The 24,286-nt window shown below is 37.2% G+C and carries 16 protein-coding genes and 4 tRNA genes; 12 read left to right on the top strand and 8 right to left on the bottom strand.

The genetic code is table 11. The annotated features are described in order from the left end of the window. Window positions 1-117 precede the first annotated feature (117 nt). From H4J52_RS06290 to pyrD, 4 genes are all read left to right on the top strand, one after another. Window positions 118-1,128, top strand: coding sequence for a YCF48-related protein (locus H4J52_RS06290; protein WP_182224378.1), 1,011 nt, complete (start codon window positions 118-120; stop codon window positions 1,126-1,128). A gap of 48 nt (window positions 1,129-1,176) precedes the next feature. Continuing rightward, a complete protein-coding gene (locus H4J52_RS06285) occupies window positions 1,177-3,486 on the top strand; it encodes an RND family transporter (protein WP_182223242.1) in 2,310 nt (769 codons plus the stop codon). 308 nt (window positions 3,487-3,794) lie between these two features. After that, entirely contained in the window at window positions 3,795-8,645 is a 4,851-nt protein-coding gene (locus H4J52_RS06280) for an NAD-glutamate dehydrogenase (protein WP_182179868.1), read from the top strand. Window positions 8,646-8,730: 85 nt separating this feature from the next. Next, window positions 8,731-9,741: a quinone-dependent dihydroorotate dehydrogenase gene (gene pyrD / locus H4J52_RS06275; protein ID WP_182179870.1), complete on the top strand. Its 1,011-nt coding sequence runs from the start codon at window positions 8,731-8,733 to the stop codon at window positions 9,739-9,741. A 53-nt stretch (window positions 9,742-9,794) separates the two neighbouring features. Here pyrD and H4J52_RS06270 read toward each other — a convergent pair whose 3' ends face one another. Next, the gene (locus H4J52_RS06270) at window positions 9,795-10,208 is read right to left on the bottom strand and encodes a hypothetical protein (protein WP_182179872.1); all 414 of its coding nucleotides are present in this window, start codon (window positions 10,206-10,208) and stop codon (window positions 9,795-9,797) included. 429 nt (window positions 10,209-10,637) lie between these two features. On the opposite strand from H4J52_RS06270, the gene H4J52_RS06265 reads away from it, so the two are divergent. Next, window positions 10,638-11,129, top strand: coding sequence for a peptidylprolyl isomerase (locus H4J52_RS06265; RefSeq protein WP_182179874.1), 492 nt, complete (start codon window positions 10,638-10,640; stop codon window positions 11,127-11,129). A gap of 102 nt (window positions 11,130-11,231) precedes the next feature. On the opposite strand, the gene tsaA is transcribed toward H4J52_RS06265, so the two are convergent. From tsaA to metG, 4 genes are all read right to left on the bottom strand, one after another. After that, on the bottom strand, window positions 11,232-11,963 hold the full coding sequence (tsaA, locus tag H4J52_RS06260) for a tRNA (N6-threonylcarbamoyladenosine(37)-N6)-methyltransferase TrmO (protein WP_182179876.1): 732 nt from the start codon (window positions 11,961-11,963) through the stop codon (window positions 11,232-11,234). After that, window positions 11,963-12,394, bottom strand: coding sequence for an Rcs stress response system protein RcsF (gene rcsF / locus H4J52_RS06255; RefSeq protein ID WP_182179878.1), 432 nt, complete (start codon window positions 12,392-12,394; stop codon window positions 11,963-11,965). The genes tsaA and rcsF overlap by 1 nt, the downstream gene beginning before the upstream one ends. Before the next feature lie 9 nt (window positions 12,395-12,403). Further along, entirely contained in the window at window positions 12,404-14,530 is a 2,127-nt protein-coding gene (locus H4J52_RS06250; protein ID WP_182179880.1) for a cation:dicarboxylate symporter family transporter, read from the bottom strand. Between the two features lie 197 nt (window positions 14,531-14,727). Further along, a complete protein-coding gene (gene metG / locus H4J52_RS06245; RefSeq protein ID WP_182180022.1) occupies window positions 14,728-16,845 on the bottom strand; it encodes a methionine--tRNA ligase in 2,118 nt (705 codons plus the stop codon). Window positions 16,846-16,950: 105 nt separating this feature from the next. Here metG and apbC point away from each other — a divergent pair, with 105 nt between their 5' ends. Beyond that, on the top strand, window positions 16,951-18,045 hold the full coding sequence (gene apbC, locus H4J52_RS06240; RefSeq protein WP_182179882.1) for an iron-sulfur cluster carrier protein ApbC: 1,095 nt from the start codon (window positions 16,951-16,953) through the stop codon (window positions 18,043-18,045). Window positions 18,046-18,096: 51 nt separating this feature from the next. Further along, on the top strand, window positions 18,097-18,693 hold the full coding sequence (dcd, locus tag H4J52_RS06235; RefSeq protein ID WP_182179884.1) for a dCTP deaminase: 597 nt from the start codon (window positions 18,097-18,099) through the stop codon (window positions 18,691-18,693). A gap of 65 nt (window positions 18,694-18,758) precedes the next feature. Here dcd and yvcK read toward each other — a convergent pair whose 3' ends face one another. After that, window positions 18,759-19,667, bottom strand: coding sequence for a uridine diphosphate-N-acetylglucosamine-binding protein YvcK (gene yvcK / locus H4J52_RS06230; protein ID WP_182224377.1), 909 nt, complete (start codon window positions 19,665-19,667; stop codon window positions 18,759-18,761). A 404-nt stretch (window positions 19,668-20,071) separates the two neighbouring features. Here yvcK and H4J52_RS06225 point away from each other — a divergent pair. The 4 genes from H4J52_RS06225 to H4J52_RS06210 all read left to right on the top strand — a co-directional run bounded on the left by H4J52_RS06225 (window position 20,072) and on the right by H4J52_RS06210 (window position 20,852). Beyond that, window positions 20,072-20,147: transfer RNA gene (locus tag H4J52_RS06225), tRNA-Ala, on the top strand. Between the two features lie 101 nt (window positions 20,148-20,248). Then, window positions 20,249-20,324: transfer RNA gene (locus H4J52_RS06220), tRNA-Glu, on the top strand. A gap of 190 nt (window positions 20,325-20,514) precedes the next feature. Beyond that, window positions 20,515-20,590: transfer RNA gene (locus H4J52_RS06215), tRNA-Glu, on the top strand. A 186-nt stretch (window positions 20,591-20,776) separates the two neighbouring features. Continuing rightward, window positions 20,777-20,852 (top strand) — tRNA-Glu (locus tag H4J52_RS06210). Window positions 20,853-21,310: 458 nt separating this feature from the next. Here H4J52_RS06210 and H4J52_RS06205 read toward each other — a convergent pair. Both H4J52_RS06205 and H4J52_RS06200 read right to left on the bottom strand, forming a co-directional pair. Continuing rightward, window positions 21,311-22,912, bottom strand: a complete 1,602-nt coding sequence (locus tag H4J52_RS06205) for a cation:proton antiporter family protein (RefSeq protein ID WP_182179888.1) — start codon at window positions 22,910-22,912, stop codon at window positions 21,311-21,313. Between the two features lies 1 nt (window position 22,913). Further along, window positions 22,914-23,552: an arylesterase gene (locus H4J52_RS06200; RefSeq protein ID WP_182179890.1), complete on the bottom strand. Its 639-nt coding sequence runs from the start codon at window positions 23,550-23,552 to the stop codon at window positions 22,914-22,916. Between H4J52_RS06200 and H4J52_RS06195 the strand changes: the two genes are divergently transcribed. After that, the gene (locus H4J52_RS06195; protein WP_182179892.1) at window positions 23,551-24,285 is read left to right on the top strand and encodes an ABC transporter ATP-binding protein; all 735 of its coding nucleotides are present in this window, start codon (window positions 23,551-23,553) and stop codon (window positions 24,283-24,285) included. The two genes, H4J52_RS06200 and H4J52_RS06195, sit on opposite strands and share 2 nt — an antisense overlap. Window position 24,286: the final 1 nt, after the last annotated feature.

Below are 24,286 nucleotides of genomic sequence, written 5' to 3'. Positions count from 1 at the left end.
TTATAACGGCTGGCGAATGTCAGCCGTTATACATTATGAAATATGATGATTTCACAATTTCATCGACGATGAAACAACAGAAAAACCTTAATTTTTAACCAATGAGTACCTTCTCTTATGCAACGTTTGTTGGCTTTCCTTTTTAGCACCTTATTTTTCCTTAGCGCTTCTTCACAGCAATTACCTGCTATGCAAGCACCTCTAGCCAGTAAATCACTTATGCTTGATATTTTCAAAATCAATGATAAGCAGATTGTTGCTGTAGGTGAACGTGGCCATATTCTACTTTCAGATGATGCAGTAACTTGGCATCAAGCTAACGTACCTGTTCGCACCACATTAACCGCTGTCTATTTTGTTGATGAAAAGCACGGTTGGGCTGTTGGACATGATGCGACAATATTATTTTCCAGTGATGGCGGAGAGAATTGGGAAATACAGCAACACCTCCCAGAGAAAGAAAAACCATTACTTGATATAATATTTAAAGATAAAAATCAGGGGATTGCTATAGGTGCATACGGGCAATTATACCGTACTATTGATGGCGGTCTAACTTGGAATTTTGAATTTCACGGCGAATTTTTATTTCCTGAAGATTTAGAGTATCTAGCAGATCTTAAGGAACACGATAAAGAAGCTTATTTAGATGAGCAAGGCAGTATTCTTGCGCATTTCAACAGTATTTTTAAAGATGGCCTTATCCTTTATATGGTTGGCGAAGTCGGGCTGATTGCCAAAAGTGATGATTTTGCACAAATATGGCAACCACAGGATAAAATTTATCAAGGGTCATTTAATGATATTGCTCGTACTCAACAGGGTAATTTATTAGTGGTTGGTTTGCGTGGTAACGTTTTTCGCCGTTTGGAAAGTGGCTCACCCTGGCAGCAGATCCCTACGGGAACGAATGCTTTACTAAACTCAATCCTTCTTGGTGATAACGGTAGCATTTATGTTTTAGGTAATAATGGCGTTATTTTAAAGAGCGATGATGACGGAATGAGTTTTTCTTTAAATATTCAAGCTGACGGCAAAGCCCTTATTAGTGGTATTTGGTTTAATAACCAGCTTGTGATAGTTTCTGAAGTGGGTATTAAAGTCATTCCGCTGATGAAGTTAAAGTAAAGTAAAAAAATTGTTGTTATTACCGTCAATCCAAATGAAGTAAATTAAATGAAAATTGAATCCCTTATTAATGTTATTGAAGCCACGATGTTCCGCAAAAGAGTTCTTGTGCTTCTGGCTTTCGTACTCGCGAGTATTTTTCTTGTTTTTCAAGCAAGTCAAATAAAGCTTGATGCAGCTTTTGAAAAGCATATTCCCCTTAATCATACTTACATGAAAACCTATTTAAAATACCGTGAAAACTTTGGAGGTGCCAATAATGTTCTAATCTCTGTCTGTGATAAAGAAGGAGATATATTTAATGAACCTTTTTTTGGTGCTTTAAAAGGTGTTCATGATCAATTATTTTTTATCCCTGGTGTTGATCGTATTCAAGTAAAATCACTGTATTCACCGAGTACACGTTTTGTTGAAATAGTTGAAGATGGATTTGCCGGAGGTCCAGTGATCCCCGCTAATTTTCAGCCTGACTCGCAAGGTTTAGCCATTGTTAAGTCAAATATCGAAAAAGCAGGCATTGTTGGCAGTATTGTTGCTGACGATTACAGTTGTGCCATGGTAAAAGCTTCATTAATGGACACTGACCCACAAACGGGTGAACGATTGGATACACTCGTTATTGCTGAGCAACTTGAACAGCAAATTAGAGGACAATTTGAAAAAGATAATATCAGCATTCATATCATTGGTTTTAGTAAAATGGTGGGCGATGTTGCAGAAGGCGCAAAAGGAGTTGTTGCTTTTTTTGCTATTGCTATTGTCATCACCACTTTGATGGTTTTCTGGTTCTGTCGCTCTATTAAACTGACTCTTTTACCTATTGCATGTTCTCTTGTTGCCGTTGTATGGCAGTTAGGTATGTTATCAACACTGGGTTTTGGCTTAGATCCAATGTCTATTCTGGTGCCATTCTTAGTGTTTGCCATTGGTGTTAGCCATGGTGTACAAATGATTAACTCGGTTTCAAAACAGGTCACAAAAGGGGCAACCTCTAAAGAAGCTGCACAAATGAGTTTTCGTTTATTATTGATCCCAGGCGGCGTTGCTTTGCTTTCTGACACAGTAGGTTTCTTAACGCTGCTTTCAATTGATATTGGTATTATTCGCGAACTGGCCATTACTGCATCTTTAGGTGTGGCGATGATTATTTTGACTAATCTAATTTTATTGCCGTTACTTGTCTCTTTTATTCATGTACCTAAAGTCGAGCCAATAACGCAAGACAAGAATAAAGTCACCATTTGGGATGTAATGTCTTCATTTGCCACTAAACGTATTGCAACAATAATCCTTGTTATTACCGCTATTTTATATGTGGCTGGCTATTATTATTCTCAAGACATGAAAATTGGAGAATTGCATGCGGGAGCGCCATCATTACACGAAAATTCGCGCTACAACCAAGATACGTTTTTAATTACTGACCGTTATGCTATTAGTGTTGATTATATGTCAGTCATCGTAGAAAGCCCTGCCGATTCGTGTACGTATCATGAGACAATGAATTTAATTGATGATTTTCAGTGGCAGATGGAAAACACGGTTGGTGTTCAATCGGCAATTAGCTTAGCGTCAGTCGCTAAAATTGTTAATGCTGGTTATAATGAAGGTAATGCTAAGTGGCGTGTTTTATCACGTAACCAACAAACCTTAGTGCAATCTATCGCGCGGATACCGTCATCAAGTGGTTTATTAAATAACGACTGCAGTGTTATGCCCGTTATCTTGTTTTTAGAAGACCACAAAGCTGAAACCATTAATCGCGTCGTTGATAAAGTTAAAGTTGTGGCCAAGTCATTGTCTACGGATGAAGTCAAGTTTAAACTCGCATCCGGACCTGTAGGTGTGATGGCCGCGACAAATGAAGCGGTTGCCGAAGCACAAACACCAATGATGCTCTATGTTTATGGAGCGGTTACTTTACTGTGTTTTATTAGTTTTAGAAGTATTCGTGCCACGATTGTTGTTATCGTGCCACTTTACGTCGTGTCAACGTTAGCGCAATGGTTAATGACCGCACTTGATATTGGCTTAACGGTTTCTACTTTACCGGTTATTGCTTTAGGTGTAGGTATTGGTGTTGATTATGGTATTTATATTCTGTCAACAATGAGTATAAAGTTACGTGAAGGCTATCAAGTTCAAGAAGCTTATTTATTAGCGTTAAAAGAACGAGGCAGTGCAGTTTTGATCACGGGCGTTACATTAGCTATTGGTGTGTCAACGTGGTTTTGGTCTGATTTGAAATTTCAAGTTGATATGGGAATATTATTAACGTTCATGTTTTTGGTGAATATGATTGCTGCAGTGCTGGTCTTACCAGCTATAGCCGCTTTTTTATGGCCTAATAAAAAATAAATTTAAATCGTTATTCTTGAATAAATAAACAAGAAAATGGCCGTAAGGTCATTTTCTATTTATAACAAGTGAATAAACACTTACTCTCAGTAATTTAGATCCTTCCTTCGAAACAATCATTCTCAAAAAATAGTAAAATATTCCTCGCAATAGCCTAAAATTCTTAATAAAATCGTACATATAGTCTATTCTTTTAGACAATAATAAAAATTTATAAAATAAATAATACAAATTACACATTAATTGTTGTTGATATCAGATTTTGAAGCAATTAGTACAACAGCGTTTTATCCAAAAAGGAAAACGGCATGACGTTAGTAGACGGTTTACCCTCAGTGATACTTTCGAACGTAGCACAGTTAATTCAGCAAAAAGTACCCGCTAAAACGGCTCCGCTTGTCGAGCAGTTTGCAGACCTCCTTTATAGTAATATTTCCACGCTTGACTTAGAATATCGCAACGATAGTGATATGTATGGCGCAACGTTAAGTTTATGGAATTCGTTAAATGACCACCAAGACAATAACCCAGTGGTTAACGTTTTTAATCCTCAAGTTTCAAAGCATGGTTGGAAATCAAGTCATACAATCATTGAAGTTATTATTAAAGATATGCCTTTTCTCGTCGATTCTTTACGAATTGCGCTCAACCGTTTAGGTTTATCCCCACATTTAATGTTAAACAGTCCAATAAATATTATACGTGACAAGAATAACCAAATTACCCAGTTTGCTGCCGCTGCTAATAAGTCATTAAAATCATCATCTGTTGAATCTGTCTTTTTTATTGAAGTCGATCGCCAAACTGATCAAAAAGTACTAGATAAAATTGCCAAAGAAATTCATTCAGTTGTTGATGATATCGCGATAACCGTTGATGATTGGCAAGCGATGCGAACACGTTTAGGCGAATTGATCACTGAAACCACTGAAGCAAAATTACCTTGTTCAATTAATGAACATGATGACGCACTAGAATTTTTAAAATGGATGCTAAACGATAACTTCACCTTGTTAGGCTACCGTTCATATGATGTAAAAACCTTAACGGGTGACAAAGCATTATCTGCCAATGTTGAATCAAGTTTAGGACTAATGAAGCGCTCTGATGGAACCGTTGAACGTCTAATTTCAACTTTATCAAGCTCAGCTCGTGAACTCGCATTAGGTGTTAACCCTTTAATTTTAACCAAGACCAACTCTCGTTCGCGCGTTCATCGTCCTGCTCACCTTGATTATATTGGGGTAAAGCGTTTTGATGATAAAGGTAATGTTATTGGTGAAGAGCGCTTTGTCGGCTTATTTGGTTCTGCGTATTACACTAATAGTGCTTTGGATTTACCGTTAATAAAATCAAAAGTGACTAACGTTTGTGAAAGCTCTGGTTTTGCTCGTGGTACACATGCTTACAAAGCCTTAATTAATATTTTAGAAACGTATCCACGTGATGAAATATTACAAAGTAGCACTGTCGAGTTATTGAAAAATGTTTTAGGCATTTTTCAAATGCAAGAACGAGATTACTCTGGGTTATTTGTGCGTCGTGATGCCTTTGATCGTTTTTATTCTTGTATGGTTTATGTGCCAAGAGAGCGTTACAACACGGAACTTCGTGTTAATACTCAAAAATTATTGAAAGAAGCATTTGGTAGCGATCAAGAAGTAGAGTTTACCACTTACTTTTCTGAATCAGCACAAGCACGTACTCATTATATTGTACGTGTTAAATCAACTAAAGCAGATATCAACGTGAAACAAATTGAAAAGAATTTAAATGAAGCGGCAAGAAGCTGGGATGACAAACTCGCAGCATCGCTTAACTCTCACAAAGGAGAGGCAAAAGGGAAAACATTAAGTCGTAAATATTGCAGTTTTCCGCAATCATACAAAGACGAAGTTTTACCAGGCACAGCCATCGTTGATATTGAAAAGCTTGAGTCAATATCTGCTGAAAACCCACTTGAAATGCTATTTTATCAACCCCAAGAGGAAAGTGCAGATAGCCGTCACGTAAAATTAAAATTATTTCATACTGGCGACCCAATCCACTTATCCGATATTTTACCTATTCTCGAAAACTTTGGTTTGCGTGTTATTGGTGAAAGCCCTTATTTAGTAAAAACCTCAAGTGGCGAAGCTTGTTGGATTTTAGACTTCTCGATGTTGCTTACCGGTCAAGGTAAGTTCACTCTTGAAATAGTACAAAACCTCTTCCAAGACGCCTTTGCTAAAGTTTGGGCGGGTGATTTAGAAGATGATGGTTTTAACCGTTTAATTTTGGGCGCCGAACTCGGTGGTCGTGAAGTCTCAATTATACGTGCTTATGCTCGATACGAGCGCCAAATTGGTGGTACTTTTAGTCAAAGTTATATTGAAGATACCTTTGCTCGCTACCCCAATATTGCTGAATTACTGATAAAATTCTTTAATTTCCGTTTTGATCCCACCACAAAAATTTCAGAGAAAGCGTTAAACAAAGTCAGTGCTGATATTGAAAAATCTCTCGATAATGTGGCGAATTTAGATGATGACCGTATTATCCGCCGTTTTGTTGAAATGATCAGTGCGACTATTCGTACGAATTATTTTCAACCTCATGCGGTCACCGGTGAAAAATCTTATATCTCATTTAAGATTTTACCCCGCCAAATTAGTGATGTTCCGCTACCAATACCTGAATTTGAAATCTTTGTTTATTCACCACAACTTGAAGGTGTTCATTTACGTGGTGGTAAAGTCGCTCGTGGTGGTTTGCGTTGGTCAGACAGACAAGAAGATTTCCGTACAGAGGTTTTAGGCTTAGTAAAAGCACAACAAGTTAAAAATACTGTCATTGTGCCTGTTGGTGCTAAAGGTGGTTTTGTTTGTAAGCAATTGCCAGTAAATGGTAGTCGTCAAGAAATATTTGAAGCGGGTAAAGAATGTTACCGTACTTTTATTCGTGGTTTGTTAGATATAACTGACAACATTATTGATGGCATCGTTGTTCCACCTCTTAATGTTGTTCGTCTCGATGAAGATGACCCTTACCTAGTGGTTGCAGCAGATAAAGGAACGGCAACGTTCTCAGATACCGCTAACGCAATTTCTGACGAATACAACTTCTGGATGGGTGATGCGTTTGCTTCTGGTGGTAGCGTTGGTTACGATCATAAAGCGATGGGGATTACGGCGAAAGGCGCTTGGGAATCTGTTAAACGTCATTTCCGTGAGATGGACATTGATTGTCAGTCTACTGATTTTACCTGTATCGCTATTGGTGATATGGCGGGTGATGTATTTGGTAATGGCATGTTATTGTCAAAGCATATTCGTCTACAAGCTGCCTTTAACCACATGAATATCTTCATTGACCCAAATCCAGATGCAGCAAGCTCTTATGTAGAGCGTGAACGTTTATTTAACACTCCAGGTTGTACTTGGGAAGACTATAACAAAGCCTTAATTTCTGAAGGTGGTGCGATTTTCAGCCGCCATGTTAAATCTATTAAACTAACACCGCAAATCAAGAAAATGCTGGGTACGCAAAAGCAAAGTATGTCGCCGCTTGATTTAATGCAAGCCATTTTAAAAATGAAAGTCGATTTATTATGGAATGGTGGTATCGGTACGTACGTTAAAAGCTCTAAAGAGTCGCATCTTGATGTTGGCGATAGAGCGAATGATTCATTGCGTATTAATGGCAACGAATTACAAGCAAAAGTTGTCGGTGAAGGCGGTAACTTAGGCTTTACACAACTAGGGCGTGTTGAGTTTGGTCTACGTGGCGGAAGAATTAATACCGATGCGGTTGATAATGCAGGTGGTGTCGATTGTTCTGATAATGAAGTAAACATTAAGATACTCTTAAACAGTTTAGTTCAAAACGGTGATTTAACCGTTAAACAACGTAATAAGCTACTTTATGATATGACCGATGATGTTGGTGAAATTGTTATTGAAGATTGTTACCGTCAAACACATTCATTGTCAATTACGGCAATGCGTGGTGTTAAACAATTAAAAGAACAAGAACGCTTCATTCATGGTTTAGAAAAAGCAGGGAAATTAGATCGTGCTTTAGAGTTTATTCCAACTGATGACGAAATTTCTGAACGTCTATCTAAAGGTCAAGGTTTCACCCGTCCTGAACTTTCTGTACTACTTGCCTATGGTAAAATGGTCTTAAAAGAAGATTTGGTTTGTCCTGGAATTACTGATAATCCATACCACGACCGTTTATTACTTGAAGCTTTTCCTCCTCAGTTACAAGTTAAATATCAAGACCAAATGCAGCTACATCCTCTGCGTGCTGAAATTATTGCGACTAAGTTGGCTAATAATATTGGCAACGACATGGGCTTTAACTTTGTTAATCGTATGCATGAAGAAACAGGTGCAACAATCGCTGAAATAGCTAACTGTTATGTTATGGCGAGTGAGGTTTTTGAATTATCTACGATTTGGAACGAAATAACGAAATTAGATAATAAAATTTCAACGTCTATTCAAACTGAAATGCTATTCCAAATGCGCCGCACAATAAGACGCGCTACTCGTTGGTTCTTACGTCATCGTAATAAAGCATTAGGTATTGCTGAAACGATTGAGTTTTACCGACCTACCTTTATAAATTTAGCCAGTAATTTAGATCAATTACTTGTTAAGGCTGAAGTCGAGCAATTAAAGCGTGTTGAAACAGATCTTGTTACAACAGGCGTTCCTGAAAATATTGCGAGACGCATATCACAGCTAAGCTCATTATTCCCTGTGATGGACATTGCTGATATTTCAGTAGCCGATGGGCGCTCTATCGAACTTGTTGCTCATTTGTACTTCAAATTAGGTGTGCGTTTACATTTACATTGGTTCTTAGACCAGATCACGGGTCAGCCGGTAGCGAATAATTGGCAAGCACTTGCTCGGGCTTCATTCAGAGAAGAACTCGATTGGCAGCAGCGCTCATTAGCTCAAGTGGTATTACGATGTAACTGTAGTGCTGAAGAGCCTGAGATTGAAGTATTACTTGACCAATGGATCGAGACAAATGCTCAGCCTCTTGAACGTTGGCACCAAATTTTAGCTGACTTTAGAATTGGTCGAACTCACGAGTTCGCTAAATTCTCTGTTGCGTTAAGAGAGCTTATGCTTTTAAGTTTAAACTGTGATCCAACAAAATAAATGAAGTGTAATAATCGAACTTTAACGAGATTGATTTAACTGATAAAATCCCTACTATTAAGTGGGGATTTTTTTAAGAGGCAATATGTTTTATTCCGCAATACGCAAAGTATTATTCAAGTTTGATCCTGAAACTATTCACGAGATGACTATTAAAGGTTTTAAAGCGACAGGTTCTTCGCCGCTAAACCTCTTGTATAAACAAAATATTACTGATAAACCCGTAGAAGCGATGGGCATTGTTTTTCCTAATCCAGTAGGCTTAGCAGCAGGTTTAGATAAAAATGGTGAATGTATTAACGCTTTTGCCGCTATGGGGTTTGGTTTTGTAGAAATTGGCACTGTTACGCCTAAACCGCAACCGGGTAATCCAAAGCCTCGTATTTTCCGTTTACCATCGGCTAACGCGGTAATAAATCGTATGGGCTTTAACAATAAAGGTGTTGACTACTTAATTGACCAAGTGCGAAAAGCAAACTTTACCGGTGTGCTTGGTATTAATATTGGTAAAAATAAAGATACGCCTGATGAGCATGCAAAAGACGATTATCTTATTTGTATGCGTAAGGTTTATAACTACGCCACCTACATTACGATTAATATTTCATCCCCCAACACCCCCGGCTTACGTTCATTACAATACGGTGATGCATTGAATGAATTACTAGCTGCGCTTAAAGCTGAACAGAAAGTACTGGCAGACCAACACAGCAAATATGTACCATTAGCTGTTAAAATAGCGCCTGATTTAACTCAAGAAGAAATTGAATCGATTGCTGACTGTTTGATTCGAAATAATATAGACGGTGTTATTGCCACAAACACCACACTTTCTCGTGAAGGTGTTGAAGGTCTTGAGCATGGTGAAGAGCAGGGCGGCTTAAGTGGTAAACCGGTAAAAGACAAAAGTACCGAAGTTATTCGTTTATTGGCAATAGCGTTAGACAATAACTTACCTATTATTGGTGTTGGCGGTATATCAAGTGGCCGTGATGCTCAAGAAAAAATGACTGCCGGAGCTAAATTAGTACAAGTTTATACGGGTTTTATTTATCAAGGCCCTGAACTTATTAAAGATATTGTAGATACACTTTAAGAGTAACTTCAACTTATTTTCTTAGAGGTTATAACGCTATTTCTTAGACTTGATTAAATTGGAAATAGCGTAAGCTGCTTGGCAATTAAATTGATAACTTTATGCAGTTTAGTTTCAATATAACGAGGCAATAATTTATTTTGTTGTTCGAGTAATATTAACTCGGCAGGTGTTATCGCGATAAAACAATTTATTTTTGGTGTTTCTTTTTGATAGACACTAAAAACATCATCAGCGAAGTGGTTAATGTCGCCTTGATGATCTTTTTTTATTTCACACTGAAAAACCTCGTTAGTTTCTAAATAAAGATTGATCAACAAAATATTATTCTCATCACCATACCAATTTGCTGTTAGTGTTTGAAAATTAAACTGTGCTTCAAGCTTATTAGAGACTGATTTTATTTGCTTAAATTTTGCCATTAAATCGTTGCTGGGCATAATAGCGATAGGTAGCTTTTCTGTCATAGTATTAGGGTTAGTTTAAATATTAATATTTAAACATTACCAATATTAATTAATAACATAAAGCATAACGAATTATTTTTATTACATTTATCTCAATTGTTTATGTTCGTTGTGATAATAAAGCGTAACTCTTCCTAATGCTTAACCTTGGTTTTTATGTTTTTTTAGTATAACCAGTGTTATTGGCTCAATTGGCTGGTTTACCACAACAAATTTTAAAAATGCAGTCTATGTTAAAGCCTTAGGGCAAATAGAGTTCTTTATGACTTTATTCTTAACCTATTGAATTTTTAAATAACGTATTAATGTCTAGGCATGTTTTTAATTGTTGCCAGTGTGGTTATTATATTACTTTGGGCGTAGTGGCTAGACACAGTTTTTGCTACACTCGCTGAAAATTATTATTGTATTAAATAAAGTGGATTTAAAATGAAAATTGCAAACAAAACGGTTGTTCAGTTTCACTACACGTTAAAAGATGAAGCGGGTAATCAAATAGAGTCATCATACGCTAGTGATCCTTTAGCCTATCTTCATGGTTATAACAATATGTTAGTGGGTGTTGAAAATGCCTTAGCTGATAAAGAAATGGGTGATAAATTTTCAGTAACGTTACAACCTGCAGATACTTACGGAGAGCGCAAAGAAGATATGATTCAACGTGTACCTTCAAAGCACTTACAAGATGGACAAGGCACAACTAAATGGAAAGCAGGCATGACTGCAACTGTTGAAACTGAGCAAGGTCAACGTCAAGTGACTGTTGTTAAAACCGGTAAATTTATGGTGACTGTTGATATTAATCCACCACTTGCGGGTATGGTATTAACCTTTGATTTAGACGTTGTTGATGTTCGCGTTGCGACTGATGAAGAAATTGAACATGGTCACGCACACGGCGCTGGTGGTCATCACCACTAATTTTTTCGTTGCACTATTATTTATTTGAACATTAAAAGGGTCAGTTTTGCTGATCTTTTTTATGTCACTGACTGTTTCACAATATTGCGTCAGGCAGTAAAGTTAGCTACCAATTTTACTGATTGAAAGTACGGTTATTTCAAGGCTTGATTGAGCTTGCCATAAAATATTTAAATCATAGAGTATCATCCCATAGATTTTAGTGTCTTCTTGTTGTTTCTTATACGCAGGCCGGGGATCTTGAGCTAACACTTGTTCTATAAAAAGTGATAAATCAGCATACACTTGCTGATACTTTCTAGCCTCTTCTTGTGCTTGCTTAGAAAATTTTATTGATAACGCTTGAAAAGGTTGCTGCTGTGCAAAGCCTGCTTGCGCACCACTGATGCTGTCAGAGTAGGGAATATAAGGTTTAATATCAATAACGGGTGTTTGGTCAAGAAAGTCCAAACCCGCAATATTGATGATTAATTGTTTATTTTTTTGTTCAATATTCTCTAATTTTACGACCGACATACCAATGGGGTTTGGTCTAAAAGTAGAGCGAGTTGCTAATACTCCCAATTTTTTATTTCCCCCTAAACGTGGAGGTCTAACGAGCGGTTTCCAACCTTGTTGCGCTGTAGCATGAAAGATAAATAATACCCACAGGTGACTAAATTGTTCAATGCCACGTACCAATTCTTCGTTGTTGGCATTATCAATTAAAGAAATTGATCCCTTCGCTGCACTCACTAACCCTGGTTGGCGAGGAATGGCGAATTTTTCTTTGTAAGGAGAGTTAACTCGACCAATATAATTAAAAGTAATCTGGCTACTTGGCTGCTCTTGCATTATTGAATACTGCTCGCCTGCTCAATTTGATAAGCCTTACCATAGCAAACAACTGTTTCAATACATTGCTTATCTGCTTGGTTGTCATTTATTAATGCACAACCCGTAAAGATTATTGCATTGGCATGTTGTTTAAAGGCTTGTCTGCGTGCCTGAGTTTTTGCCATTACTTTGTCTGGTGCTGCATGATGAATTTTTGTTTGACAGTCTTGACCTTCAACCATGCCTATAAGTTTATACTTACCGAGTAACTCGCTCTCATCTTTAATAACGTTGACTTGTGTGTGACTAAAGTAAGTTTGAAAGTTTTCTTTATCCAAATTGGTTGAAACCGTATATTGAGAAGAGCATGCCGATAATGTTATTGAGGCTGCAATAAGCATTAGCCTTAACATATTTGTGTTTTTTTTGTACTTATTATCTGTATTCATATCTAGGGACTACTTCTTTATAATTACTTTTATAGGGGCTTTATTGCTTATCCAATAATCAAATAATTTATTGATAATATTACTTTGCTGCTTCATGTTGATCCAATTACGCATAAATAGCTCAAAAGCTTGATCATTATGATTAATTGGAAATGCCATTGATATAGGTGCTAGCAAAGGTTTAGGCACAATAACGGTATATTCAGGGTGTAATAATGTCCAAGCAGAGGCGGCAGCAGCACCAAATAACATACCGTCAATATGTTGATACTTTTCTTTAAAGAATAACCTTGGCGTCGAAATTTTCCACGCCTTATTGTGAATAAAATTACGCTCTACGGCGGTTTGATAAAAGAAAGTTTCAGGGATGCCGATAATCAAGTCTTCATTTGCAATGATATTTGACCATTGTTTGAATTCTACGCGCCGTTTGTCTTTAACAATAAAGGCTAACGACTGCTGAGAATAAGGTACCGTAAGCGTAAATTTAGTCATATTGTCAGGGATCACAGGTATACCTGTCGTTATATCTAAATAGCCTGATTGTAGGAGTGCTTCAGCTTGGTGATGAAAAATCTTAACAAATTCTACATTCACCCCTAGATCAATAGCGAGTTGGTTCATTATTTCAATATCAAAACCAACTAATTTACCGTTATTGTTATGAAAAGCGTAAGGTAAGTCATCCCTAAAATAGCCTACACGGATAAATCCACGTTGTTGAATTCTTTTTAACACCGAAGAAAACGAAGCATCGCTTTTTAACCGTTCTGGGCTTTTTTCAAGGTAAGTACTTTCAACATGACCAAATAAAAAATCGCGTTCAATAAACTTTGTATAACCTTCATATTGGTGGGTAATTGAGTCAAAACTGAAACGTAATGAGATAAAAGCAATCACTGAAATAAGTGGGATTATCGCTAAATTACGCAAGAGGACACGCCACTTTATTGTAAAGCGTTTCACCATGGCTGTGGCGATTAATAAAGGTAAACAGCTAGAAAATACTACTGAGAAAACAGCACTTAATCGAGCTCCAATGAGGTTTTCGGAGACTAAGTAAAAATCGAACATGGCGCCCGATACATTAAATAATTCCAGCAAGTTATGCATAGCCAAGGTGGTGCTACCAAACAACTGCGGCAAACCAGCGATAATCAAATTGATATGATCAGAAAAAGAAATATAGGCACCAGAGAACCAAGCGGCAAATAGCACGAAAAGTAAAGCGAGTAGTTTGCCACCCACCGGTAAACTAAAAGAGATAGGGACTATTATTTCAGATATTTTCTCAAGTTCGTTTTCATGGGGATACTTCTGTTTGAGTAATTTTTTCGTATTCTCAACGATAATAGGCAGTACTGAAAAGAAACTGCCTGTAGCAAAAGCAGTGATCATAGGCTCTCGCGATACCAGAATTATCTCTCGATAGCCAAAGGGTGTGATTGTTGCAACAATGGCAGGAAAAACCACAAAACAAAGCAGTATAACCAAGACAATAGCACTCAGCATGTAGACAACTAAGCCATCGAGTTGACTCGCATCAAGGGTAACCGCCGCACGCCAACCGATACAAAAAATACCCAGTGGTGCAAATTTCATTATAAAGCTATTAATATTCGCAGTGGCTTGTTGTAAGTTGGTCAGTAGTAATAAGGTTTGTCTTTTAGACTTTATTTGCATTAAGCCAAGGCCCATACAAATACTAAAGAAAACTACCGCAGGAATTAACGTATTCGCAAGGGCATTAAAAGGGTTTGCTGAAATGAATAAATCAACCAAGCTAAATTCAGGTATCGTTTTTACAGTATTAATAGAGTAGAACTCAGCCTGCTGCCATTGAGGAAAAGATAATGGTGTGCCAAAGATAAAAAATAGCACAACAACTATCATCATCAAAATAATGAATAAACTTTGTTTAGAGACTTTTTTAGCTCTGCTTGGAGAAAGTCCTCCGATGCCAACAATAAGTGAAAGCACAATATAAGGAAGCACTGTCATTTGCAGGGAAGTGACAAATGCATTGGCAGTATTATTAATGACTGAATATTCTACTGAAAAGAAATAACCTAACAGCAAGCCCAAAACCATCGCTAAGATTATCTGTACTAATAAAGGCGGTTTACCAAACAACATATAAAATATTGAAATCCTATTTTTTACCATAATATCGATTATAACGAACTATTTATAAATTATTTATAAAAATAACAAAGTGATGCAATTATATTATGGTGTCATGTTATCGAATAATGTTAGAAATAATGGCAATGATTTTATAAAAAAGGCAGTGAATTTTCACTGCCTTTAATTAACGAAAAGTAAACTTATTTTTATTTTACCCGCATACCTGGTTGTGCGCCGTCATCAGGGCTTAATATCCACAAGTCTTTGCCACCAGGTCCTGCGGCGAGTACCATGCCCTCAGACATACCAAAGCGCATTTTTCTTGGCGCTAAATTAGCCACCATAACGGTATGCTTACCAATTAAATCTTCTGGTTGGTATGCTGATTTTATACCGGCAAATACCTGACGTGTTTCACCACCTTCTTCTTTTGAATCAAGTGCTAGGGTCAAGCGTAATAATTTATCCGCTTTTTCTACATGCTCAGCGTTAATTATTTTTACGATACGTAAATCAATTTTAGCAAAATCGTCAAATTGAATCTCTTCACTGATCGGATCACAACCTAAAGGGTCATTAAGAGCTGCAGTGTTATCAACCACTTTTGCTGCTTTAACTTTTTTAGCTGGTTTCTCAGCCTCCTCTTTCACGAGTAAGTTTTCTTTGGAGGCATTTGTTACCGCGTTAACTTTGTCCATATCAACACGCTGTAGCAAGGCTTTAAATTTATTTATTTTATGACCTGTTAATAAGGTTTTATGGCCTTCCCAGGTTAGCTCATCATTTAAAAATGTTGCTGTACTGTCTGCTAATACCGGTAACACAGGTTTTAAATAAATCATTAATGTGCGGAACATGTTGATACCGAGTGAACAAATATCTTGTACTTCTTGTTGTTTAGTTTCGTCTTTTACTAATTGCCATGGTTCTTTTATGGCAATATATTCATTAACGTTGTCTGCTAAAGCCATTATTTCACGCATACCACGAGCAAAATCACGTGCTTCATAGTGAGCGGCAATAGAGTCGCCTGCAGCCATGACTTCATCAGCAAGTTCAGGGTTGTCGATATTAATAGATAGCATACCGTCAAAACGTTTAGTGATGAAACTTGCACAACGAGAAGCAATGTTAACCACTTTACCGACTAAATCTGAATTTACTCGTTGCGCAAAATCTTCAAGATTTAAATCTAAATCATCAATTTTATGTGTCAACTTAGCGGCATAGTAATATCGTAAGTATTCAGGATTCAAATGTTCTAAGTAGGTACGGCCTTTGATAAAAGTACCTTTAGATTTAGACATTTTTGCGCCATTAACGGTAACAAAACCGTGCGCATGAATCGCGGTAGGCTTTCTAAAACCTGCACCTTCAAGCATAGCTGGCCAGAATAAACTGTGGAAATAAATAATGTCTTTACCAATAAAATGATAAAGCTCAGCGTCTGAATCTAACTGCCAAAAATCATCAAAGTTAATACCTTTTTTATCACATAAATTTTTGAAACTGCCCATGTAACCAATAGGAGCGTCTAACCACACATAAAAGTATTTGCCCGGCGCGTTAGGTATTTCAAAGCCAAAATAAGGGGCGTCGCGGCTGATATCCCATTGTTGTAAACCTGACTCAAACCATTCAGCTAACTTGTTAGCCATTTCATCTTGCAATGCGCCACTGCGTGTCCAGTCTTCTAACATTTCACCAAAAGCAGGCAAATCAAAAAAGTAATGTTCAGAATCTTTGAAAACAGGCGTGGCACCAGACACGACAGAACGTGGGTTCAATACTTCTGTTGTAGAGTATGTTGCACCACATTCATCACAGCTGTCACCATTTTGATCTTCTGCTTTACACTTCGGGCATGTTCCTTTTACGAAACGATCAGGTAAAAACATGCCTTTTTCTGGATCGTAAAGCTGAGAAATAACTCTGGTTTTGATATGCCCTTTAGCATGTAAACGATTATAAATTTCGTGTGCAAAGGCTTCATTCTCAGGACTATGAGTTGAATGATAATTGTCGAAACTGATATGGAAATCAGCAAAGTCAGCCATATGTTCATCACGCACACCGTTGATCATATCTTCTGGTGTTACACCTAATTCTTGTGCTTTAAGCATAATAGGTGTTCCGTGGGCATCATCGGCACAAACAAAATAAGTTTCATGACCACGCATACGTTGAAAACGTACCCAAATATCGGTCTGAATATGTTCAAGTAAATGACCTAAATGAATAGACCCATTGGCATAAGGAAGAGCGCAGGTTACGAGAATCTTACGTTTATTTTTAACGAGTGATGATGACTGAGTTAACGACATATAAAGTTTACATTTATTGGTGGTAATTATGTTGGGAATGGTACAGAATTTGTCACTACTTTTCATTAATAATTATTGCCTAAACGCGATAAAGTGCCTTTTAAAATGTTCTCAAAGATATTTTCCTCAAAAACACTCTCAAGTGATACGAAACAAGCGCTTCTTGATACTTTACATAGTTATCGTAGTGAAAATTTCCCCAAAGGGATTTTATTTCCAGATATTTGTCCTGAAATCACCTTAGAGAAAAAAAATGTCGTTATTAAATTAACATTACCCTTTCCATGTATGGGTGAGATTGAATTATTAAGTGAACTGCTAACAAAGCAACTCCAACAAACCGTGAGATTTGATATTAGTTTTGATGTGCATGCAGTACGTATTCATGAAATTACCGGTATTAAAAATATTATTGCTATCGCTTCTGGTAAAGGGGGGGTAGGCAAGTCAACGACAGCTGTAAATGTTGCCTACGCTTTAATAGCTGAAGGAAGTTCAGTTGCTATTTTAGATGCAGATATATATGGACCTTCAGTCCCTACATTATTAGGTATGAAAGGTAAAAAACCCAGTTCCGTCGATGGTAAGTTATTAACACCCATAGATGCTAATGGCTTAAGTGCAATGTCTCTTGGCTTTTTAGTCGATGAAAATGATGCAACAGTTTGGCGTGGGCCTATGGCAAGTCGAGCTTTTAGCCAACTACTTAATGAAACCGATTGGCAAGGCATTGATTATTTAATTGTTGATATGCCACCAGGGACCGGTGATATTCAATTAACGTTATCACAACAGGTGCCTGTTGCGGCTTCAGTTGTTGTAACAACACCACAAGATATAGCACTGGCTGATGCAATAAAGGGCATTGCAATGTTTGAGCAAGTAAAAGTACCTGTTTTAGGTATTATTGAAAATATGAGTTATCACCAATGCGAAAACTGTGGCCATCATTCACACTTATTTGGTGAGGGAGGCGGAAAACGTGTTGCTGATAAATATGGCACACAATTACTAGGACAGTTACCGCTTGATGTGAGTATTCGCTCTGATGCAGATAATGGTGTTTCGCCGATATTAGCAGATAGTACTAGTAACATTAGTCAGCAATACCGTAAGATAGCGCGAAATATTGCCGCTCAGTTATATTTGCAGCTGGACTCACGCAGTCCTAATACTGCGAGTATATTGATTGAAGATTAGCGTTTATCGCTAATCCCCTAACCTTAAAGCATTAACGTAAGAAGAACTAACATGAGATTGTCCGACAAAGACATAGAAACATCGCTTGAAAGAGGTGAAATTATTATCTCACCTGCACCCGATAGCAGTATGATTTCAGGGGTAAGTGTTGATATTCGTTTAGGTAATGAATTTCGCGTTTTTCAAGATCATACCGCACCTTATATTGATTTAAGTGGTCCAAAAGCTGAAATGCAAAAAGCGATGGACTCAGTGATGAGTGATGAAATTGTTATCGCTGATGGTGAGGCTTTCTTTTTACACCCAGGTGAATTAGCATTAGCGGTTACTTATGAATCGGTCACTTTACCAGACAATATTGTCGGTTGGTTGGATGGTCGTTCATCATTAGCACGTTTGGGCTTAATGGTGCATGTAACTGCGCATCGAATCGATCCAGGTTGGTCAGGGCAGATTGTTTTAGAATTTTATAACAGTGGTAAGCTTCCTTTAGCACTTCGTCCTAAAATGAAAATAGCAGCACTTAATTTTGAAACGATGTCTTCGAGGGCCTTACGTCCCTATAATAAACGTGAAGATGCAAAATATAAAAATCAAACCGGCGCTGTTGCTAGCCGTATTAGTCAAGACGATTCGTCTAAAAACTAAAAACTAAAAACTAAAAACTGTAAAATGAGCGAATCATTTTACGGTTTTTTTATTTGCTATAAAAGTTATGCGGAGATAATTTGTTGCTTATCAATATGACTTACACAAAGTTTCAATGCATTCAACAGTTTCTCTTTATCATGGTAGAGACTCCCTGAACTATTTGATAGGTTACAGTGAATGATAGGTAGAATTTCTGATGTGACGGTTTCATCGTGACTAATAACGCTATCAATGGGCAAACATCCAATATTTTCTTTTATCCAGTTAAGTTTTTCATCTAAAGAAAGCGCCGCTGCGGGGCTATCTTCGGGGCCTAAATTATCAATAAACACACAATGAGCAGAACTCGCTTGAATTGCTTTAGTGATATCTCTCACTAATAACGGCGGAATAACGCTGGTAAGAAAGCTTCCTGGACCTAATATAATTAAATCAGCAGATCTGATTGATTCAATACACAAGGGTAACGTTTTAACTAAAGGGGCTAATAATAATTTTTCGGGCATTATCGGCATTTTATCAACAGATAACTCACCCACTTTACAGCGACCCTTTGGGTAAAAAGCCATTAAGTCGGTTGGTGTCTCAGACATTGGATATAAGGGAGTTCTAACGCCCAATAAACGTCTAACAAGCTTTATTGAATCAAGTGGTCGAGACTGCAATTGAACAAGCGCATATAAGATAAGGTTACCTAAGTTATGGCCACCAAGTTCATCTTGGCCATCAAATCTAAAATTAAATAACTGACTGCCAATAGAATCCTCATCAACGAGTAATGTTAAGCAATTTCTTAAATCACCCCAAGCAATAGAACTCGTTCGCTTGCGCAATCGACCTGTAGAGCCTCCATTATCTGTTGTAGTAACGATACCGGTTAACTGTTTTTTTAAAAAAGAGAGGGTAGATAACACACGACCTAAGCCGTGCCCTCCACCTATTGCTACAACATTTAGCTTTTCGAATTGCATGAATAATTCTTATTATCAGATCTTAGTACAACTTTACCTCCTATTTTGTCATAAATAAACCATAAACCTTGATCTTGCCTAACCTGTTTATTCAAAAAGAGTATGAGAAACTCACCATTGTAAATAAATACCCTTTAACATTAGTAACATCGGGGAAGAGAGAATAAATAAAAGCGTTATTAAAAAGTAGACATGGATAAACGACTGATTTAAACAAAAAATAATCAACTTGGCGCTTAAGTAAACACTTGGCAAGAAACTTTGAAAAAAATACCTTTTTATCTAAAATAAGAGTTGACAGTTTTGGGGCGGGTGCTTAGAATGCGCCTCGCTTTCAACGAGTGATTAATCATTTGTTTGGCAATGAATTTATAGCATATTAGGCCATGTTATATATTTATAGCGGGGCTATAGCTCAGCTGGGAGAGCGCTTCGCTGGCAGCGAAGAGGTCTGCGGTTCGATCCCGCATAGCTCCACCAAGTTTAAAGTTGATTAGATAAGATGTTTTTATTTGAGCAATATTGGTTTTAAGTTTTAATCACTTAAAATAGAAAAGTTTACTTTTCACGATAGTATTTGTGTCCCTATCGTCTAGAGGCCTAGGACACCGCCCTTTCACGGCGGTAACAGGGGTTCGAATCCCCTTAGGGATGCCACTTATTTTTTTGTCTTCTTTATTGAAAGTCGCTAAAATAAGTAAATAGGGTATAACAAACTAGGTCTTGTTATCTCCTTTGGATGAATATTTGTATTCGACCATAAAAACAAGATGTGAATCTTGTCTGATACTTTTCTAAAGTAGCTGCACATTGTTAGTTCAATGTTTGCCTATTTAATAGTTTTAGTGTCCCTATCGTCTAGAGGCCTAGGACACCGCCCTTTCACGGCGGTAACAGGGGTTCGAATCCCCTTAGGGATGCCACTTATTCATAACATTTCATTAATGAAATGTTAAAAAGTAAGTAAAAGGGTATAACAAACTAGGTCTTGTTGTTTCCTTTGGTTGAATAGTTAATTCAATCATAAAAGCAAGATGAAAATCTTGTTTGATGCTTTTCTAAAGTAACTAGACATTGTTATTTAATGTTTTTTACTTAATAGTTTTAGTGTCCCTATCGTCTAGAGGCCTAGGACACCGCCCTTTCACGGCGGTAACAGGGGTTCGAATCCCCTTAGGGATGCCACTTATTTGTTATCTGATATATTTACTCAATAATCAGTGATATAAGTAATAGAGAAACCGACTTATTGTCGGTTTTTTTATGCCTAAAATTTGATAAAAAGTCAGCATAACCCCTGGTGTTTAATGGGCGTTTTCTTGTTGTAGGGGCTGGTTCTTATATAAGAATAAATCACGACTGATGCTAAGTTACTTGAGTTGTTTGTTAGATTCTTGCCATTGAAATAAGCTATTAGCAACTTAGTCATGGATTAGCGAGCTTAAAACAACTAAAGTGACTCAATGCATCGTTGATCTTTTGCTTTGCCTTCTGAGTCGTTTGAGCTTCTGCGTGCATGCAGATGTATACACCTTTAATTTTTTAATATTATCCGTTTACCCATAAGCTTTCCAAAATAGTACCAAACGAAAGTCTAATGCCACGCCCATTAATATCGAGCTACTGGAATATGTAACTATTAATTACTTCACTTGATATAAATCATTATCATCGTTAATAGAGGGTTTCATCATCGCTAAACTTTCTTCAGCAAAACCAACACCGGCTTCGGTATAGAAGTTAAACACTTTATCTACGCCATAGGTTTCAATTTCTTGTCGCTCATCGTCAAAACGAGCGATAGCCGCTATTTTTCCTTGATAATTTGCGTACCTTAGTTGTAGGGTTATATTTTTTATGTCTTGAATTTTTGGGAGAGCGAGTAAGATCAATTCCAATTTATCTATCTTTATGTTCTCCCAAAAATCAATGTTTTCAGCGTCACCACAAAAAGCTTGTATGTCGTTGTTATTTAACCAAGCTATTTTACCTTGGTCTGCATCTAATCCCCATACTTGACCATTGGCCTGGTTATCTAAAGCTTTATACGCGCCCATACCGACACGCCCCATACCAATAACAACAATGGGGGCGTCACAAGGTTGTATGAAATTATCTTCACTAAGTTTACTTTTTCTTTCGTATTTACAAATAAGTGATTTATGTCGCGTAAAAATTTGATGAGCAAAATTGTAAATGATATTAGTGATAATGAACGATAAAGACACTGCTAATGATAAAATAACCAGCCAATCATTACTTAACCAGTTATTCTTTGTTGATAGCGAAGCGATGATCAAACCAAATTCACTAAAGTTACTTAACGCTAGCGCGGTTAAATAAGAGGTTCTGCCACGTAATTTGAACTGTGTGAAGAGAAAAAAGAACAAACAAAACTTTATTGGAATAAGAAGGGTGAGTAGACTCGCCATAGCAAGCATTTCCAAAGTGGGTAATGCGGTAAAGCCAATAGATAAGAAAAAACCAATCAAAAAGAGGTCTTTAAAGCCCATCAATGACTTATTAATTTCGCTCGCTTTACTGTGCGAAGCTAAATACATACCAACGAGAAGCGCACCTAAATCGCCTTTAATACTCACTAATTCAAAAAGTTCATAAGCACCAAAAGCTAAAAAGAAGCCAGTAAGCGGTATAAGCTCACCATGACCTACTTGGTCAATAAGTTTATTTATGAGCGGTTTTATGAAAAAAGCACTCAACAGTAATAAAGCCCATAAGGTGGGTGATTTACCCGTAGCTACGACTAAGAAAATTACAGCAACAATATCTTGTATTACTAAAATCCCTACTGCTAATTTGCCATGGCGAGTTCGCATTTCACCATGATCTTCCATCAGTTTAACCACACAAACTGTACTACTAAAACTTAAGGCAAAAATAATTAAGCCAATGGTGTAAAAAGATAAATCTGTAAAATAACCAATGGCGGCAAGCGCGAATAACTTTAGTATGAGGGCGCCTAACAATATCCAAGTAACACTATGAGACAAACTCCCTAACCAAACTTCTTTTTTTAATAAATCTTTAACATTAAGTTTTAAACCAATAGTAAATAACATTAATGTTATGCCTAGGTTTGCTAGGGTATTTATACTTTCGTCTGCTTGGAAGCCTAAGAAATTCAATAAAAACCCAGCAAATAAATAGCCAATTGAAGGGGGAAGAGAAAATGACTTTGCTGTGATACCACAACCAAAGGCAAATAAAATCCAAATAAAGTCCATTTTATTTTGCCATGATTTGTTGAAACTGATTAGCGACAAACTCAGCAATAATAGGCTGAGCTTTAATACTAGGGTGAATGCCATCTTCTTGCATTAAGCTTGGGTCAGTTATTAGAGGCTCAACAAAAAAAGGTAATAAGTTACTGTTAGTTTCAGCGGCCACATCCATAAAAACTTGTTCAAACATTTTGTTATATCGGGGTCCATAATTTGGAGTGATTTTTATTTGATATAGGGTTATTGGAATATTTTTATCTTGAGCGAGCTTTATCATTTGTAACAAATTATTTTTTATTTTCTTTGGCGAATACCCTCTAAGACCATCATTGCCACCAAGCTCTATCACTAAATGGTCAACCTTTTCTTTGGCCAATATCCCCGGTAACCTTGCTAAACCGCCTGTTGTAGTCTCACCACTAATGCTAGCGTTTGTGATCTTATAAGCGCTTTTTTGCGTAGTTAATTGTTCATTTAACAGGTGAACCCAGCCTTGGTTTTGTTTCATTCCATAGCTTGCACTAACACTATCACCTAGTAGTAAAATAGAATGCTTGGCTGGAAGGTTAGCCAATGCCAAAAAAGATGTTGAAGCTAAAGCTATTAAGCTAAAAAATAAAATATAAATGGGATGTTTATTCATGAAGTCAAATTCCGAAGCCATATTAAAAGTAAGTGCGTTAACTAAATCTGTGCAGTTAGAAGAGAAAACCCTTGAGCTACTTCAACCTGTTCATTTAACAGTGAATACAGGCGAAACTTTAGCGATAGTAGGTTCATCAGGCTCCGGTAAAACAACGTTGTTATCTATCTTAGCGGGCTTAGATTTACCTACATCAGGTGAAGTTTATCTTAAAAACCACCCATTACACCAGTTTAATGAAGAGCAACGTAGCCAAGTGCGCGCGGATCATGTTGGATTTATCTTTCAACAATTCTTATTAATTAGCAGTTTAACTGCACTTGAAAATGTCATGTTACCTGCAGAGCTTGCCAATTTACCTGATGCGAAAGAGCTTGGGCTTGAATTACTGGCATCTGTTGGATTAGGGGAACGTGCAGAGCACTACCCGTCACAATTATCAGGTGGTGAACAGCAGAGAGTCGCTATAGCTCGCGCTTTTATTACTAAGCCAGATGTACTATTTGCTGATGAACCCACGGGTAATTTAGATACTAAAACCGGTATTCACATTGCTGATCTATTATTTCAATTAAATGAGAAACACGGCACCACTTTAGTGCTAGTTACCCACGATCGAAAATTAGCGCAACGTTGTCAACGTCAAGTTGAAATGGACAGTGGTGTTTTACAAGAAGTTAATTTGAATAACATCACTGAAGATGAACGTTCAGCTAACATGAAAGTAGGCTAAC

Source organism: Colwellia sp. MB02u-14 (genome assembly GCF_014076915.1).
In the GTDB taxonomy this organism is placed as follows: Bacteria; Pseudomonadota; Gammaproteobacteria; order Enterobacterales; family Alteromonadaceae; genus Colwellia_A.
Note: the sequence above shows the minus strand (reverse complement) of the source record. Positions and strands in the feature narration are given on the sequence as shown.